The sequence below is a fragment of the Micromonospora sp. NPDC048907 genome (genome assembly GCF_055586885.1).
Genome location: NZ_JBVJHI010000001.1, coordinates 871,551 through 886,481, shown reverse-complemented (window position 1 = coordinate 886,481; position 14,931 = coordinate 871,551). Strand labels below are relative to the sequence as shown.

The window sequence follows — 14,931 nt, the reverse complement described above, 5'->3', positions numbered from 1 at the left end:
GCCCGCGCGCGAGCGCGGAAGCCCCGGGGGTCGCTTCATGTCTGCGGCAGGAGGCAGCCCGTGTCGATGCGCGAGCTGGCGATCCTCGGTACGGCCAGCCAGGCCCCCACCCGCCAGCGCAACCACAACGGCTACCTCCTGCGCTGGGACGACGAGGTGATCCTCTTCGACCCGGGCGAGGGCAGCCAGCGGCAGATGCTGCACACCGGGATCTCCGCCACCGACCTCACCCGGATCTGCGTCACCCACTTCCACGGCGACCACTGCCTGGGCCTGCCCGGCATGATCCAGCGGCTCTCCCTGGACCGGGTCCCGCACCCGGTGGCCGTGCACTTCCCCGCCGGGGGCGCGGAATACTTCGCCCGGCTGCGCCACGCGACGAGCTTCTACGAGACCGCCGAGCTGGCCGTCGAGCCGATCGAGGCGGACGGGCAGCGGATCACGCTGGGCGTCGGCACGCTGGAGGCCCGCCGGCTGCGGCACCCCATCGAGACGTACGGTTACCGGCTCGTCGAGCCGGACGGCTGCCGGATCCTGCCGGAGAAGCTGTCCGCGTACGGCATCGCCGGCCCGGCGGTCGGGCAGCTCCTCCGCGACGGCCACCTGGACCTGGACGGCCGCCGCGTCACCCGGGACGAGGTGAGCGTGACCCGACCCGGGCAGCGGTTCGCCTTCGTCATGGACACCGGGCTCTGCGACGGGGTGTGGGCACTCGCCGAGCACGCCGACCTGCTGGTCATCGAGTCGACCTTCCTGGAGTCGGAGGCCGCCCTCGCCGCCGAGGTCGGTCACCTCACGGCCGGCCAGGCCGCCCGGGTGGCGGCCGAGTCGGGGGTACGCACGCTCGTGCTCACCCACTTCTCCCAGCGGTACGCGGACCCGCGCCGCTTCGCCGACGAGGCCTCCGCGTTCACCGGTGAGCTGGTGATCGCCGAGGACCTGATGACGGTTCAGGTGCCACCCCGCCGGGTAGCCTCGGCCGGATGACGATCTCCCTGCGCCCCGCCACCGGGGCCGACTTCATGGCGGTCGGCGCCCTGCACCAGCGGTCCCGGGTCGCGGCGTACTCGTCGTTCCTGCCCGCGGAGGCACTGGCCGACCCGACCGCCGAGGCGATGGGCCGGTACTGGACCGAGCGGCTGACCTGGGAGGGCGCGGACCACCGGATGACCGTGGCCGAGCGCGACGGCCGGCTCGTCGGCTTCAGCTACCTGGGGCCGGACGACGAGGGCGACCCGGCCACCGGCCTGCTCAACGCCATCCACCTGGAGCCGGCCGAGCGGGGCCGGGGCACCGGGCGGGCGCTCATGGTGGACGCCCTCGACGCCATGCGGGCCCGCGGCTGGTCCCGTGCGGTGCTCTGGGTGCTCGAGGAGAACGCGACCGCCCGCCGCTTCTACGAGCGCGGCGGCTGGACCGCCACCGGCCAGCGGCGCGACGACGTCATCGGCACCGCCCTCGTCCCCCAGCTCCGCTACGCCCGTTCGCTCTGAGCGGATCGGGGCATGGGCGTCGATGCCGGCGCGTTGGCACCGGCATGGACACCGAGCACACCGAGCGGGCGGAGGACGCCGCGCTCGACGCGTACTCCCGGGTGGTGACCGGCGTGGCCGCCCGGGTGCTGCCCAGCGTGGCCGCCCTGTCGGTGCGGACCCCGCGCGGCGCCGGCGCCGGGTCGGCCGTCGTGATCGGCCCGGACGGGCTGCTGCTCACCAGCGCCCACGTCGTGCAGGGCGCCGGGGGCGGGTCGGCCGCCTTCGGCGACGGCACCGAGACCGGGTTCCGGGTGGTCGGCGCCGACCCGCTCTCCGACCTGGCCGTGCTGCGGGCGGAACGGGCCCCCGTGCCGCCGGTTGAGCTGGGCGACGCCGACCGGCTGCGGATCGGGCAGCTGGTGGTCGCCGTCGGCAACCCGCTGGGGCTGGCCGGGTCGGTCACCGCCGGGGTGGTCTCCGGGCTGGGCCGGTCGCTCCCGGCCCGCGACGGGCGGGTCACCCGGCTCATCGAGGACGTCATCCAGACCGACGCGGCGCTGAACCCGGGCAACTCCGGGGGCGCGCTGGCCGACTCGGCCGGCCGGGTGGTCGGGGTCAACACGGCGGTCGCCGGGTACGGCCTCGGGCTGGCCGTGCCGGTCAACGCCACCACCCGGCAGATCATCGCGGACCTCACCACCGGCGGCCGGGTCCGCCGGGCCTGGCTGGGCGTGGCCGGGGTGCCGGTGCCGCTGCCACCGGAGGTCACCGCCCGGACCGGGCAGCGGCGCGGGCTCCGGGTGGTCGAGGTGGTGCCGGGCAGCCCGGCCGGGACGGCCGGGCTCTACCTCGGCGACGTGATCGTGGCGGCCGGGGGCCGGCCCGTGCAGGACGGGCAGGGCCTGCAGCGGCTGATGCTCGGCCCGGCCATCGGCGCCCGCCTGCCGGTCACCGTGCTCCGCAAGGGCGCGTACGTCGACGTGGTGGCGGTCCCGACCGAGCTGAGCCGCTGACGCGGCGAGGGCCGCACCCGCCGGGGTGCGGCCCTCGTGCCGGACGGGTCAGCGCGCGCCGAGGTGGGCGAGCAGGTCCTGCCGGGTCAGCACGCCCTTGGGCTTGCCGTCGACCAGCACCAGGGCGGCGTCGGCCTTCTCCAGCAGCCCGACCGCCTCGCTCACCGGCTGGCCGCCACCGATCATGGGCAGCGGGTCGGCCATGTGCCGCTCGATCGTGTCGTGCAGGTGGGCCTGACCGGTGAAGAGCGCGTCGAGCAGGTCCTTCTCGGCGATCGAGCCGGCCACCTCGCCGGTCACCACGGGCGGCTCGGCCTTGAGCACCGGGAGCTGGGAGACGCCGTATTCCCGCATGTAGTCGATGGCGTCCCGGACCGTCTCGGTCGGGTGGACGTGCACCAGCTCGGGCAGGCCGCCCGGCTTGCCGGCGAGCGCCTCGGCCACGGTCGGCTCGGTGCCCGAGTTGTCGAGGAACCCGTAGCGGGCCATCCAGGTGTCGTTGAAGATCTTCGACAGGTAGCCCTTGCCGCTGTCCGGCAGCAGCACCACGACCACGTCGTCCGGGCCGGCCTTGCGGGCCACCTCCAGGGCGGCCACCACCGCCATGCCGCAGGAACCGCCGACCAGCAGCCCCTCCTCGCGGGCCAGCCGCCGGGTCATCTCGAAGGACTGCTTGTCCGACACCTCGACGATCTCGTCGGCCACGGTGCGGTCGTAGGTCTCCGGCCAGAAGTCCTCGCCGACGCCCTCGACCAGGTAGGGCCGGCCGGTGCCGCCCGAGTAGACCGAACCCTCCGGGTCCGCGCCGACCACCCGGACCCGCCCCTCGGACGCCTCCTTGAGGTAGCGGCCGATGCCGGAGATGGTGCCGCCGGTGCCGACGCCCGCCACGAAGTGGGTGAGCCGCCCCTCGGTCTGCTGCCAGATCTCCGGCCCGGTGGTCTCGTAGTGCGAGCGCGGGTTGGCCGGGTTGCTGTACTGGTTGGGCTTCCAGGCGCCGGGGATCTCCCGGGTCAGCCGGTCGGAGACGTTGTAGTAGGAGCGCGGGTCCTCCGGCGCCACGGCGGTCGGGCAGACCACCACCTCGGCGCCGTACGCCCGCAGCACGTCCTGCTTGTCCTGGCTGACCTTGTCGGGGCACACGAAGACGCACTTGTAGCCCTTGAGCTGGGCGACGAGGGCCAGCCCGACCCCGGTGTTGCCGCTGGTCGGCTCGACGATCGTGCCGCCCGGCTGGAGCAGGCCGGCCTTCTCGGCGTCCTCGACCATCCGCAGCGCGATCCGGTCCTTGACCGAACCGCCCGGGTTGACGTATTCCACCTTCGCCAGCACGGTCGCCTGGATGCCCTCGGTGACGTTGCGCAGGCGTACCAGCGGGGTGTTGCCGATCAGCTCGACCACGTTGTCGTAGTACTGCACCTCGTTGTGCCCTTCGTTGCGCCGCCGTCGTGGGGCGGCCGGAAAGTCGTCAGTTCGTCGCCCAGGGTACGTGCCGTCAGGGCACCACATGCCCCGGGATGACGGACCTGCGACGTGCCTCCCACTCCAGGAAGCGGTCGGTCTCGGCGAGCACGCTGCCGGCCAGCCAGGCGACCATCATGGCGTCGTCGGCCAGCCCGAAGATCGCCAGCGGGATCTCCGGCAGCAGGTCGATCGGCGAGACGATGTACGCCGTGGCACCGGCCATCAGGGCCAGCCGGAGACCGCCGTCGTACTCGCCCCGCGCGGTGGCCCGGATCATCCGGGGCAGCGCCGCCAGCCGGACGCCCAGCGACGGGCCACCCCGCGCGCCGGCCGCCAGCGCCCGCGCCAGCGCGGTGAAGGCCGCGCTCCGTTTCAACGTCTTCCCCATCTCCTCGCCCCTCTCCGCTCGACCAGGGTGCGGTCCGGGCGCAAGCCCGCCCCACCCCTACCGGTACCCGGAACGGTCGCGTCCCAGCCGTGACGATCACGAAGAGAGCGGGTGTCGTGGCGGCGCGATAATGTCGGTTCATGGGGGACGCTGGTTCCGTCGCGCATGGCGGCTGGCAGCGCGCCCGGCGGATCGCCCGCGTGACGGCGATCGGCACGGGCGCCACGGTGGCGGCCACGGTCGTCACGGGCGGGGTGCTGCTCGGTCAGGCCCGCCAGGCGCGGCGCACCATCCCGATGGCTGAGGCGCCCCCGCCGCGCTGCGACGGCGTCTACGGCGCGAAGCTCCCCGGCCCGCCGGTCACCATGGTGATCCTCGGTGACTCGTCGGCCGCCGGCTACGGCGTGCACCGCCGCCGCGAGACGCCCGGCGCGCTGCTCGCCACCGGGCTGTCCCGCCGGCTGCACCGCCCGGTCCGGCTGCACCGGTTCGCCGTGGTGGGCGCCCTGTCGGCGGGGCTGCGGCCGCAGGTCGAGTCGGCCCTGGAGGTCGAACCGGACATCGCGGTCGTCCTGGTCGGCGGCAACGACGTCACCAACCGCACCCCGCTCTCGGTGGCCGTGCGCTACCTGGTCGACGCGGTCCGCGCGCTGCGGGCCGCCGGCTGCGAGGTGGTCGTCGGCACCTGCCCCGACCTGGGCGCGATCCGGCCGATCCAGCCGCCGCTGCGCTGGCTGGCCCGGCGCTGGAGCCGCCAGCTCGCCGCCGCCCAGACGATGGCGGTGGTCGAGGCGGGCGGCTGGACGGTCTCCCTGGGCGACCTGCTCGGCCCGCGTTTCGCCGCCGAGCCGACCCGGATGTTCGCCTGGGACCGGTTCCACCCGTCCGCGGAGGGGTACGCGGTCGCCGCGGCGGCGCTGCTGCCCACCCTGCTCTCGGCGTTGGGCGCCGGCCAGGAACGCCGGCCCCCGCTCGCCGGCGCGGAGGGCGTACGGTCGCTTCCGGAGGCGGCCCAGGAGGCGGCCCGGCACGCCGGCACCGAGGTCAGCGGCGCCCGGGTCCGAGGCCGCGAGCGCGGGCCCGGCGGGCGCTGGGCGCAGCTTCGGCGCCGGGCCTTCTTCGGCGTCGGCGCGGTGCCGCAGCCCGGTGCCGCCGCCGACTCGGCCCCGGTGGAGGGGCTGGCATGAGCGGGGCTGCGGAGGCATCATCAGCAGGCACAACGTGTGCCATGCTCATGTCGACGCCGTTCGCCACGAGCGGACCCGCCCGCGGGTCATCGGAGCTGGGGAGGTGTCGTCGTGACCGAGCGTAACGAGCTTGTGGTCCGGCTTGGTCGGGCCGCCGCGCTCTCCCTGCTCGCCGGCACGGTGGGCGGGGCGGTGGTCCTCGCCGGCCAGGCCATCGCCGCCCGGAGCCGGGAGTACGCCCAGCCCGAGCTGGGTCTCGCGCTGCGCGCCACGGTCGGCCGGGCGGACGCCCCGCCGCTGCGGCTGGTGCTGCTCGGCGACTCGTCGGCGCTCGGCGTCGGCGTCGAACACTTCGAGGAGACCATCGGCGGGCAGCTCGCCCAGTTGCTGAGCGAGGCACCCACCGGCCGGCGGGTGCACCTGTCCAGCGTCGGGGTGTCCGGCTCCCGCTCCACCGACCTGGCCACCCAGGTGGCCCGGGCGCTGCTCGGCGAGCGGCCCGACGTGGCGGTGATCCTGATCGGCGCGAACGACGCCACCGGGCTGGCCCGCCCGGCCGACGCGGCGGCCTACCTCGGTTCGGCCGTGCGGCGGCTCCGCGAGGCGCACGTCGAGGTGGTCGTGGGCACCTGCCCCGACCTCGGCGCGGTCCGCGCGGTCGCGTCCCCGCTGCGGCAGGTGCTCGGCTGGGCGGGGCGGCGGGTGGCCCGCGCCCAGACGACCGCCGTGCTCGACGCCGGGGGCAGCGTCGTCGACCTGGGCACCGAGACCGGCCCGGTGTTCCGGGCGGACGCCGGCACCCTCTGCCACGACGGCTTCCACCCCTCCGCCGACGGCTACCGGGTGTGGGCGCACGCCCTGCTCCCGGCGGTCGAGGCGGCCGCCGCGGTCGCGTACCGGCACCACCACTGAGCCCGGCGGGGTGACATTTCCCGCCCGCCGCGCGGCTTCCGCCACAAGTTACCGGCGGGTTAACGTTGGTCCATGCCGATTGAGTCGCCCCGCGACGCCGTCATCGTCGCCACCGCCCGGTCCCCCATCGGCCGCGCGTTCAAGGGTTCCCTGCGGGAGGTCCGCCCCGACGACCTCGCCGCCACGATCGTCCAGGCCGCCCTCGACAAGGTCCCGGCGCTCGATCCCACCACCATCGACGACCTCTACCTGGGCTGCGGCCTGCCCGGCGGTGAGCAGGGCTTCAACATGGCCCGGGTGGTCGCCACCCTGCTGGGCCTGGACGGCCTGCCCGGCGCCACGCTGACCCGCTACTGCGCCTCGTCGCTGCAGACCACCCGGATGGCCATGCACGCGATCCGGGCGGGCGAGGGCGACGTCTTCATCTCCGCCGGCGTCGAGACCGTCTCCCGGTACGCGCGGGGCAACTCGGACGCCCTCCCGCCGGAGGCGCAGGCGCTGGTCGGCGGCGGGTGGGAGAACCCGCGCTTCGCGGCGGCACGCGAGCGCTCCGCGGCCCGGGCCAAGGGTGGCGCCGAGGTGTGGACCGACCCGCGCGAGGACGGCCAGCTCCCCGACATCTACCTGACCATGGGCCAGACGGCGGAGAACCTCGCCCAGGTCCACGACGTCACCCGCGCGGACATGGACGCGTTCGGCGTCCGCAGCCAGAACCTCGCCGAGAAGGCGATCGCGGACGGCTTCTGGGCCCGCGAGATCACTCCGGTCACCACGCCGGACGGCACCGTGGTGAGCACCGACGACGGCCCGCGCCCCGGCGTGACCCTGGAGGCCGTGGCCGGCCTGAAGCCGGTCTTCCGCCCGGACGGCCGGATCACCGCCGGCAACTGCTGCCCGCTCAACGACGGCGCGGCCGCCGTGGTGATCATGAGCGCCCAGCGGGCGCAGGAGCTGGGGCTCACCCCGCTGGCCCGGATCATCTCCACCGGCGTCACCGCGCTGTCGCCGGAGATCATGGGCCTCGGCCCGGTCGAGGCGTCCCGGCAGGCGCTCAAGCGGGCCGGCATGACCATCGACGACGTCGACCTGGTCGAGATCAACGAGGCGTTCGCCGCCCAGGTGATCCCGTCCTACCGGCAGCTCGGCATCCCCGAGGAGAAGCTGAACGTGATGGGCGGCGCGATCGCCGTCGGCCACCCGTTCGGCATGAGCGGCGCCCGGATCACCGGCACCCTGCTCAACGCGCTGGAGTGGCACGACAAGACCATCGGTCTGGAGACCATGTGCGTCGGCGGCGGCCAGGGCATGGCCATGGTGCTCGAACGCCTGAACTGAGGCCGGTTCCCCGACGCCGGGGCCGGGTACGGGAGGCGCCATGGCGACCGTCGTGGAACGCGAACGCAAGTACTCCGGCGACGAGGGATTCCGGCTGCCCGACCTGACCGGGTGCGGTGGCGTCGCGACGACGTCCGACGCCACCGTGCTCGACCTGGACGCGGTCTACTGGGACACCGCCGACCTCCGGCTGGCCCGCAGCGGCTACGCCCTGCGGCGGCGGACCGGCGGCCACGACGCGGGCTGGCACCTCAAGGTGGGTGCGGTCGGCGGGGCGCGCACCGAGCACCAGTTCCCGGCCGGGCCGGAGGACGCCGGGCCGCCGCCCGAGCTGGTGGCGCTCTTCCGCGGCGCGTCCCGGGGCCGCCCGGTCGCCCCGGCCGCACGGGTCGTCACCCGCCGCCGGGAACGCCGCCTGCTCGACGCGGCGGGCCGCCCGCTGGCCGAGGTGGCCGAGGACGACGTCCACGCCGAGGACCTGGTGAGCGGCGAGCGGCAGGCCTGGCACGAGCTGGAGGTCGAGCTGGTCGAGGGCGACGAGGCGCTGCTCGACGCGCTGGACGGGCGGCTGCGCGCCGCGGGCGCCCGGACGGTGCCGGTCTCGAAGTCGCACCGCGCCCTGGGCGGCCGGCTCGCCGCCCTCCGGCCGGCGCCCACCGACCCGGCGGCCGCGCCGATCGTCGACTACCTCACCGCCCAGCGCGACACGCTGATCGGCCACCACGCCGGCGCGCTCGGCGGCGACGAGGACGCCGTCCACGACATGCGGGTGGCCGTCCGCCGGCTCCGCTCCACGCTGCGCACCTTCCGGGGGCTGTGGGACCGGATGGAGAGCGAGCAGGTACGGGCGGAGCTGCGGTGGCTGGGCGCGCGGCTCGGGTCGGTCCGGGACGCCCAGGTGATGGCCGCCCGGCTGGCCGGCGCGGTGCACGCGGAACCCGCGGAGCTGGTGCTCGGCCCGGTGCCGGCGCGGTTCGCCGAGCGGTTCGCCGCCGACCTGGCCACCGCCCTCGACGGGCTGCGCGCCGCGCTCGGCGCCGACCGCTACACGGACCTGCTGCGCCGCCTGGACGCGTTGGTGGAGGCGCCGACCGCGCGGGACGTGCGGCGCCGCTGGGTGACCCGGCGGGTACGCCGGGCGGTGACCCGCTTCGACACCCGCCTGGACGAGGCACTCGCGGGCGGGGACGACGCCGCCCTGCACGAGGCCCGCAAGGCGGGCAAGCGCGCCCGGTACGCCGTCGAGGTGCGCAAACCCGCCGCGAAGCTGGTGGACCGGTTCAAGGACCTCCAGGACGCGCTCGGCGCGCACCAGGACTCGGTGGTGACCCGGGAGGTGCTGCGCGAGCAGGCGCTGCGGGCGTACGCCGACGGCGAGAACACCTTCACCTACGGCCTGCTGCACGCCCGGCAGGCCGCGCTGGCCGACCGGGCCGGGCCGGCGCTCGCGAAGGCGCGCGACCGGGCCCGCCGCCGGAAGGTGCGGCGCTGGCTGACGGGGTGACCGGCGGCTAGAGCGCGGAACGGGTCCGGGCGACCGCGGTCGCCGCCTCGGCCAGCACGGGCTCCGGCGCGCCGGCCGCCAGCAGGTCGGCGGCGACCACCCGGAGCTGGTCGGGCAGGGCCAGGTCGCTGGACAGCCGGGGCACCTCGCGGCGCGGCTCGCCCTCGGCGTCGGCCGCCAGGTTGGCGATCTCCTGGACCAGCTTGTGCACCAGGTCGGCGCGGGACACGTTGCCGCCCTCGGCCGCCGCCGACCAGCGCGGCTGCTCCCAGTGCCCGACCTGTCGGACCAGCAGCGCCACCGCCCGGTCCAGTTCCGCTGCGCTCATCGCGGCCGAGTCTACGACGGCGCCCGGTCGCCGGGCCGGCGTTGTCGCACGGTCAGCGGCGGACGTAGCTGAGCAGGCGCAGGATCTGCCAGTACAGGAAGATCAGCCCGACCAGCAGGCCGAAGGCGCAGAACCAGGCGTACCGGCGGGGCAGGCCGTTGCGGGCGGCCCGCTCGACCAGGTCGAAGTCGAGCACGAAGCTGAGCGCCCCGGCGATGATGGCGACCACCGAGAAGAGGTACGGCAGCCAGCCGACCCGGGCGCTGAGGCTGTAGACCTCGACGCCCTGCCGCCCCGTGAACAGGTAGGCGACCAGGTTGACCAGGCCGATGGCCACGATGCCGATGAGCGTGCCGACGACCAGGCGGGCCAGCCGCGGGGTGGCCCGGATCAGCCGGGCCCGGTAGAGCAGCGCCATGCCGAGGAAGACCCCGAAGGTGCCGACCACCGCCTGCGCCACGATGCCGGGGTAGACGAGTTCGAAGGCGCGGCTGGCCACGCCGAGCAGCAGCCCCTGGAGCACCGCGTACCCGGCGATCAGCGGCGGGTTGGTGAGCTGCTTCAACGAGATGACCAGCACGAGCGCCAGGCTGGCCAGGGCGCTGCCGGCGAGCGCCGCGGAGATCCACGCGGCCTGGGGCACGAGCGCCCAGGCCACCGCCGCGGTGACGCCGGTGAGCAGCAGCAGCCCGACCGTCCGGCTGACCACGTCGACCACCGTCATCGTGTCGGCGGCGCCCACGCCGAGCACCTGCCGCTCGGTACGGCCGACGTCGTCCAGCCGGTCCAGCACCGGGTTGGCACTGCGCACCGCGACCTCCTCGCGCCGACGTACCCCGGCTTCCCACTCTGCCCCGGGCGGCCGGGCGGTGGCGGGCAAACGACGACGCCCGCCGCCGCGGGCGCGGCAGGCGGGCGTCGCAGGTCGGGCGGGGTTGGTCAGTCGTCGCCCTGGAAGTAGCTGAGCAGCCGGAGGATCTCCAGGTAGAGCCAGACCAGGCCGACCACGATGCCGAACGCGGCGGTCCAGGAGTAGCGCTGCGGGAGCCCCATCCGGACGCCCTCCTCGATCTCCGCGAAGTTGAGCACGAAGCTCAGCGCGGCGACCACGATGCAGACCAGGCTGAACCCGATGGCGAGCGGGCTGCCGTCCCGGAGGTGGGTGTTGACGCCGAAAAGCGCGAGCACCAGGTTGATCAGCATGACGCCGAACAGACCCGCGATGATCGCCACCATGATGCGGGCGAACTTCGGGGTGGCCCTGATGATCCGCGCCTTGTAGATCACGGCCATCAGGAAGAAGACGCCGAAGGTGGCGACCACGGCCTGGAGCACGATGCCGTCGTAGAGCGTGTCGAACGTCTTGCTGACCATGCCGACGAAGACGCCCTCGACGACCGAGTACGCCACCACGAGCGCCGGGTTGGCCATCCGGGAGAACGAGATGACCAGGCCGAGGACCAGGCCGACCACCGCCGCGCCGATCCAGGCCACGCCGGTCAGGGCGTCCGGCACGAGCACCCACGCCGCGGCGGCCGAGGCGCCGAGGATGCCGAGCATCAGCACCGTCTTGACGACCACGTCGTCGAGGGTCATCGGGGTCACGGTGGGCGGGGCCGCCGGGAAGCCGTGCCCGGTGGGGTACGGCTGCTGCTGCGGGTACTGCGGGTACTGCTGGGGGTATCCGGGCTGACCGTACGGCCCGGGCTGGGCGTACCCGGCCGCCCGCTCCCGCTCAGCCGCCTGGCCGAGCCGGGCGAGCACCGGGTTCGAGGTCTTCACTTCTCAGGCCTCCCTCAGGGGGTCGATGCACGTGAACGTGCCTCTCCAGGGTAGACGCGGGGGCAATGCCGCGCGCCGCGCGAAGCTGTGGGAAAGCTGAGAGTGTGGTGCCCGGGGCGGGGGTCGAACCCGCATGCCTCTCGGCAGCCGCTTTTAAGGCGGCCGTGTCTGCCTTTCCACCACCCGGGCGGGTGACACCGGCGCGTCGACACGCGGCGGTGCAGATCTCACCGTAGCGGCTGCGTCGCGGCCCGGCGTACCCCGCAGGGCCCGGCCGATATGGTCGAGGCCGTGACCAGCGCCGCCCGCACGGCCCCCGGACCGGACCGCGACCAGGCAGTCCGCCTCGACCCGGCGACCCGCTCGGGCCGGGCGGCGCGGCTGCTGGCCGCCGGCCGCCGGCACCGCGCGGACCTGCTGGTCGGCGTGCTCTTCGCCGCGCTCGCCGGCTGGCTCACCCACGGGCTGTGGCCGGCGCCCGGGCAGCGGGTGCTCGCCCTCAACCCGGCCGACCAGACCCTCTACGAGTGGTTCCTGGCCGTCGACTCGCGTGCCCTGCTCGGCGACTTCGGCCTGGTCACCGACCGGCTCAACGCGCCGGACGGGGTGAACCTCATGACCAACACCACGGTCATCGCGCTCGGCGTGCTGTTCGCCCCGGTCACCCTCGTCCTCGGGGCACCGGTCACCTTCGCCCTGCTGGCCCCGGCCAACCTGGCCGGCACGGCGCTGGCCTGGTACCTGCTCCTGAACCGGACGTTGCGGGCCCGCCGGCTCGCCGCCGGGCTCGGCGCGGCGCTCTGCGGCTTCGGCCCGGGCATGGTCTCGCAGAGCAACGCGCACCTGCACATGACCGCCCAGTGGCTGGTCCCGGTCATCGTCTGGCTGGTGGTCCGGCTGCTCCGGGCCGCCGACCCGGCCGGCCGCCCGGACGGCCCGGACCGCCGCCGGCTGGCCACCTCGGCGCTCGGGCTGGCCACGGCCGTCACCGTCCAGGTCTTCGTCGGCGAGGAGGTGCTCTTCCTCACGGCGCTCACCCTGCTCGTCATGGCCGTCGCGTACGGGCTGGCCGACCGGGCGCTGCTGCGCCGGGCGCTGCCCGGCTTCGCGGGTGGGCTGATGTGCGCCGCCGGGCTGGCCCTGCTCGTGCTGGGGTACCCGCTGTGGCTGCAGTTCGCCGGGCCGCAGGGCGTCTCGGACGGGATGTTCAGCCCGCACTACTTCTCGGCCGACCTGACCAGTTGGACCCGGCTCTCCCCGCTGTCCGTGCTGGGCGGGGCCGACGCGTTCCGGCTGACCACCGGCCCGGCCGAGTTCAACGGCTTCCTGGGCTGGCCGCTGGTGCTGGTGGCCGCCGGCTGCGTCGTCTGGCTGGGCCGGCGCGCCCTGGTCGTCGCCTGCGTCGCCGGTGCGCTGGTCATGGCGGCGCTCTCGCTCGGCCCCGAGGTGGTCGTCGGCGGGGAGCGGACCGGGGTGCCCGGCCCGTACACCCTGCTGGCCGGCCTGCCCGTGGTGGACGGCGCGCTGCCCATGCGGTTCGGCCTGGCCGTGCTGCCGCTGGTCGGGACGGTGCTCACGCTGGCCGTGCACCGGGCGCTGGGCGAGCGGGGGCCGGCCCGCCGGCTGGTTCCCGTCGCGGTCGGGGCGGCCCTGCTCAGCGTCTTCCCCGCGCCGCTGCCCACCACCGACCGGCCGCCGCTGCCGGAGTTCGTCACCGGCGGGCACTGGCGGCAGTGCGTACGCCCCGGCGGGGTGCTGGTGCCGGTGCCCACGGCCACCCCGAAGGACCCCTGGCCGATGCGCTGGGGCACCGCCGCCGACGCCGCCTTCGGCATGCCGGAGGGCTTCTTCATCGGCCCGTACGGCCGCAACGGCTCGGCCACCATGGGCACGTACCAGCGCCCCACCTCCGCCCTGCTGGCCGACGCGGCCCGGCGGGGAGTGGCGCCGGCGGTCGGCGACCGGCAGCGCCGGCAGGCCGCCCGGGACATCGAGTTCTGGGGCGCCTCCTGCGTGGCGCTCACCGACGACGCGCCGCACGCCGAGACCCTGCGCCGGACCCTGGAGCAGCTCTTCGGCCCCGGCACCCGGATCGCCGACGCCTGGACCTGGCGGTTCTGACCCCGGACACGGCGAAGGGCCCCTCCCGTGCGGGAAGGGCCCTTTCCGGTCGTCTCAGACGCGCGCGCCGACCGGCGGCGCGGACGCCTCGGCGAACTCCTCGCGCGGGTCGTGCAGCTGGCCCAGGGCGACCACCTCACGCTTGAGGAAGAAGGCCAGCGACCAGTCGACCACGACCCGGACCTTGCGGTTGAACGAGGGGATCCGCGACATGTGGTACGTGCGGTGCATGAACCAGGCCGGCCAGCCGGTCATCTTCACGCCGTAGACCTGGGCCACGCCCTTGTGCAGGCCGAGGCTCGCGACGCTGCCCGCGTGCTTGTGCTTGTAGTCGACCGGCTCGCGCCCGCGGATCACGTTCACGATGTTGTCGGCCATCCGGGCGGCCTGCCGGACCGCGTGCTGCGCGCTGGGCGAGCAGAAGTTGCCCGGCTCCTTGGTCAGGTCCGGCACCGCGGCGCAGTCACCGGCGCTCCACGCGCCCTCGACCACCCGGTCGCCGTCCACGATCTGGAGGGTGGGCAGGCAGGTGACGCGGCGCCGCTCGTCCCGCGGGAAGTCCGTCGCGTCCAGCATCGGCGACGGCTTGACGCCCGCCGTCCAGACGATCGTGTCGGACGGGAAGACCGACCCGTCGGAGAGCTTCGCGACCCCGTCGACGCAGGACTCCAGCCGGGTGTCCAGGCGGATGTCCATGTTCCGCTTGAGCAGCTCCTGCACCGTATAGGCGCCCATGTCCCGGTCGACCTCGGGCAGCACCCGCTGGGTGGCTTCGACCAGCACCCAGCGCATGTCCTCCGGCTTCAGCTCCGGGTAGTAGCGCAGCGCGTCCCGGGCCATGTCCTCCATCTCGGCGAGCGCCTCGATGCCGGCGTAACCACCGCCGACGAAAACGAAGGTCAGCGCACGGCTGCGCACGTCCGGGTCGGTCGTCGCGGCAGCCACGTCGAGCCGGTCCAGCACGTGGTTACGCAGGAAGATGGCCTCACCGATGGTCTTGAACCCGATGCCGTGCTCGTGCAGGCCGGGGATCGGCAGGGTGCGGGAGACCGAGCCGGGGGCGACCACCACGTGGTCGTACCGGATCTCCCGGGTCGGGCCGCTGATCGGCTGCACGACCGCGGTCTTCCGGTCGTGGTCGATCCGGGTGACCGTGCCGGCCACGACCTTGCACTTGCGCAACTCCCGCCGCAGCGGCACCACAGCGTGCCGTGGGGAGATGTTGCCCGCCGAAGCCTCCGGGAGGAACGGCTGGTACGTCATGTGCGGCTGCGGGTCGACGACGATGACCTCGGCCTCACGGGAGCTCAGCTTCTTGGACAGGCGCAGAGCGGCGTACAGGCCCACGTGCCCGGCACCCACGACAAGGATCCGCTTCGGATTCACGTCATCTATCTTTCCCCGGGCGGCTCGGGTAATCCC

14 protein-coding genes and 1 tRNA gene are annotated in these 14,931 nt (G+C 74.8%); 8 read left to right on the top strand and 7 right to left on the bottom strand.

From position 1 onward, the window contains the following. Window positions 1-60: 60 nt before the first annotated feature. Genes ACZ6PY_RS04465 through ACZ6PY_RS04455 form a run of 3 tightly spaced genes read left to right on the top strand, consistent with a single transcriptional unit; the run spans window position 61 to window position 2,488 of the window. Window positions 61-987, top strand: coding sequence for a ribonuclease Z (locus tag ACZ6PY_RS04465; protein ID WP_466069110.1), 927 nt, complete (start codon window positions 61-63; stop codon window positions 985-987). Further along, window positions 984-1,493, top strand: coding sequence for a GNAT family N-acetyltransferase (locus ACZ6PY_RS04460; RefSeq protein ID WP_466069108.1), 510 nt, complete (start codon window positions 984-986; stop codon window positions 1,491-1,493). The genes ACZ6PY_RS04465 and ACZ6PY_RS04460 overlap by 4 nt, the downstream gene beginning before the upstream one ends. Before the next feature lie 44 nt (window positions 1,494-1,537). Then, window positions 1,538-2,488: a S1C family serine protease gene (locus ACZ6PY_RS04455; RefSeq protein WP_466069106.1), complete on the top strand. Its 951-nt coding sequence runs from the start codon at window positions 1,538-1,540 to the stop codon at window positions 2,486-2,488. Between the two features lie 48 nt (window positions 2,489-2,536). Here the strand turns inward: ACZ6PY_RS04455 and ACZ6PY_RS04450 are convergent, their stop codons facing one another. Beyond that, entirely contained in the window at window positions 2,537-3,907 is a 1,371-nt protein-coding gene (locus ACZ6PY_RS04450; protein WP_466069104.1) for a cystathionine beta-synthase, read from the bottom strand. A gap of 76 nt (window positions 3,908-3,983) precedes the next feature. Continuing rightward, window positions 3,984-4,340, bottom strand: coding sequence for a YkvA family protein (locus ACZ6PY_RS04445; protein ID WP_466069102.1), 357 nt, complete (start codon window positions 4,338-4,340; stop codon window positions 3,984-3,986). Window positions 4,341-4,480: 140 nt separating this feature from the next. On the opposite strand from ACZ6PY_RS04445, the gene ACZ6PY_RS04440 reads away from it, so the two are divergent. From ACZ6PY_RS04440 to ACZ6PY_RS04425, 4 genes are all read left to right on the top strand, one after another. Next, on the top strand, window positions 4,481-5,527 hold the full coding sequence (locus tag ACZ6PY_RS04440) for an SGNH/GDSL hydrolase family protein (protein ID WP_466069100.1): 1,047 nt from the start codon (window positions 4,481-4,483) through the stop codon (window positions 5,525-5,527). 111 nt (window positions 5,528-5,638) lie between these two features. Then, window positions 5,639-6,439 carry an SGNH/GDSL hydrolase family protein gene (locus ACZ6PY_RS04435; protein ID WP_262287059.1) on the top strand — a complete coding sequence of 267 codons (801 nt, stop codon included), beginning with the start codon at window positions 5,639-5,641 and terminating at the stop codon, window positions 6,437-6,439. A 72-nt stretch (window positions 6,440-6,511) separates the two neighbouring features. Further along, complete coding sequence (locus tag ACZ6PY_RS04430) at window positions 6,512-7,774, top strand: acetyl-CoA C-acetyltransferase (protein ID WP_313723032.1); 1,263 nt, start codon at window positions 6,512-6,514, stop codon at window positions 7,772-7,774. 40 nt (window positions 7,775-7,814) lie between these two features. Further along, window positions 7,815-9,278, top strand: coding sequence for a CYTH and CHAD domain-containing protein (locus ACZ6PY_RS04425; protein ID WP_466069097.1), 1,464 nt, complete (start codon window positions 7,815-7,817; stop codon window positions 9,276-9,278). Between the two features lie 7 nt (window positions 9,279-9,285). Here the strand turns inward: ACZ6PY_RS04425 and ACZ6PY_RS04420 are convergent, their stop codons facing one another. The 4 genes from ACZ6PY_RS04420 to ACZ6PY_RS04405 form a co-directional block, all read right to left on the bottom strand. Beyond that, window positions 9,286-9,606 carry a hypothetical protein gene (locus tag ACZ6PY_RS04420; RefSeq protein WP_466069095.1) on the bottom strand — a complete coding sequence of 107 codons (321 nt, stop codon included), beginning with the start codon at window positions 9,604-9,606 and terminating at the stop codon, window positions 9,286-9,288. A gap of 52 nt (window positions 9,607-9,658) precedes the next feature. Then, the gene (locus ACZ6PY_RS04415) at window positions 9,659-10,417 is read right to left on the bottom strand and encodes a Bax inhibitor-1/YccA family protein (protein WP_466069093.1); all 759 of its coding nucleotides are present in this window, start codon (window positions 10,415-10,417) and stop codon (window positions 9,659-9,661) included. Between the two features lie 128 nt (window positions 10,418-10,545). Continuing rightward, window positions 10,546-11,388, bottom strand: a complete 843-nt coding sequence (locus ACZ6PY_RS04410; RefSeq protein WP_466069092.1) for a Bax inhibitor-1/YccA family protein — start codon at window positions 11,386-11,388, stop codon at window positions 10,546-10,548. A gap of 105 nt (window positions 11,389-11,493) precedes the next feature. After that, window positions 11,494-11,577 (bottom strand) — tRNA-Leu (locus tag ACZ6PY_RS04405). A gap of 90 nt (window positions 11,578-11,667) precedes the next feature. On the opposite strand from ACZ6PY_RS04405, the gene ACZ6PY_RS04400 reads away from it, so the two are divergent. Further along, the gene (locus tag ACZ6PY_RS04400) at window positions 11,668-13,509 is read left to right on the top strand and encodes a DUF6311 domain-containing protein (protein ID WP_466069090.1); all 1,842 of its coding nucleotides are present in this window, start codon (window positions 11,668-11,670) and stop codon (window positions 13,507-13,509) included. 54 nt (window positions 13,510-13,563) lie between these two features. On the opposite strand, the gene ACZ6PY_RS04395 is transcribed toward ACZ6PY_RS04400, so the two are convergent. Further along, window positions 13,564-14,895, bottom strand: coding sequence for an NAD(P)/FAD-dependent oxidoreductase (locus ACZ6PY_RS04395; protein ID WP_466069088.1), 1,332 nt, complete (start codon window positions 14,893-14,895; stop codon window positions 13,564-13,566). Window positions 14,896-14,931: the final 36 nt, after the last annotated feature.

Bases quoted from the DNA above. Each gene is read 5' to 3' on its own strand.
- ACZ6PY_RS04445 (WP_466069102.1), bottom strand. From the start codon at position 4,340: ATGGGGAAGACGTTGAAACGGAGCGCGGCCTTCACCGCGCTGGCGCGG.
- ACZ6PY_RS04425 (WP_466069097.1), top strand. From the start codon at position 7,815: ATGGCGACCGTCGTGGAACGCGAACGCAAGTACTCCGGCGACGAGGGA.
- ACZ6PY_RS04400 (WP_466069090.1), top strand. From the start codon at position 11,668: ATGGTCGAGGCCGTGACCAGCGCCGCCCGCACGGCCCCCGGACCGGAC.
- ACZ6PY_RS04440 (WP_466069100.1), top strand. From the start codon at position 4,481: ATGGGGGACGCTGGTTCCGTCGCGCATGGCGGCTGGCAGCGCGCCCGG.
- ACZ6PY_RS04420 (WP_466069095.1), bottom strand. From the start codon at position 9,606: ATGAGCGCAGCGGAACTGGACCGGGCGGTGGCGCTGCTGGTCCGACAG.
- ACZ6PY_RS04430 (WP_313723032.1), top strand. From the start codon at position 6,512: ATGCCGATTGAGTCGCCCCGCGACGCCGTCATCGTCGCCACCGCCCGG.
- ACZ6PY_RS04460 (WP_466069108.1), top strand. From the start codon at position 984: ATGACGATCTCCCTGCGCCCCGCCACCGGGGCCGACTTCATGGCGGTC.
- ACZ6PY_RS04455 (WP_466069106.1), top strand. From the start codon at position 1,538: ATGGACACCGAGCACACCGAGCGGGCGGAGGACGCCGCGCTCGACGCG.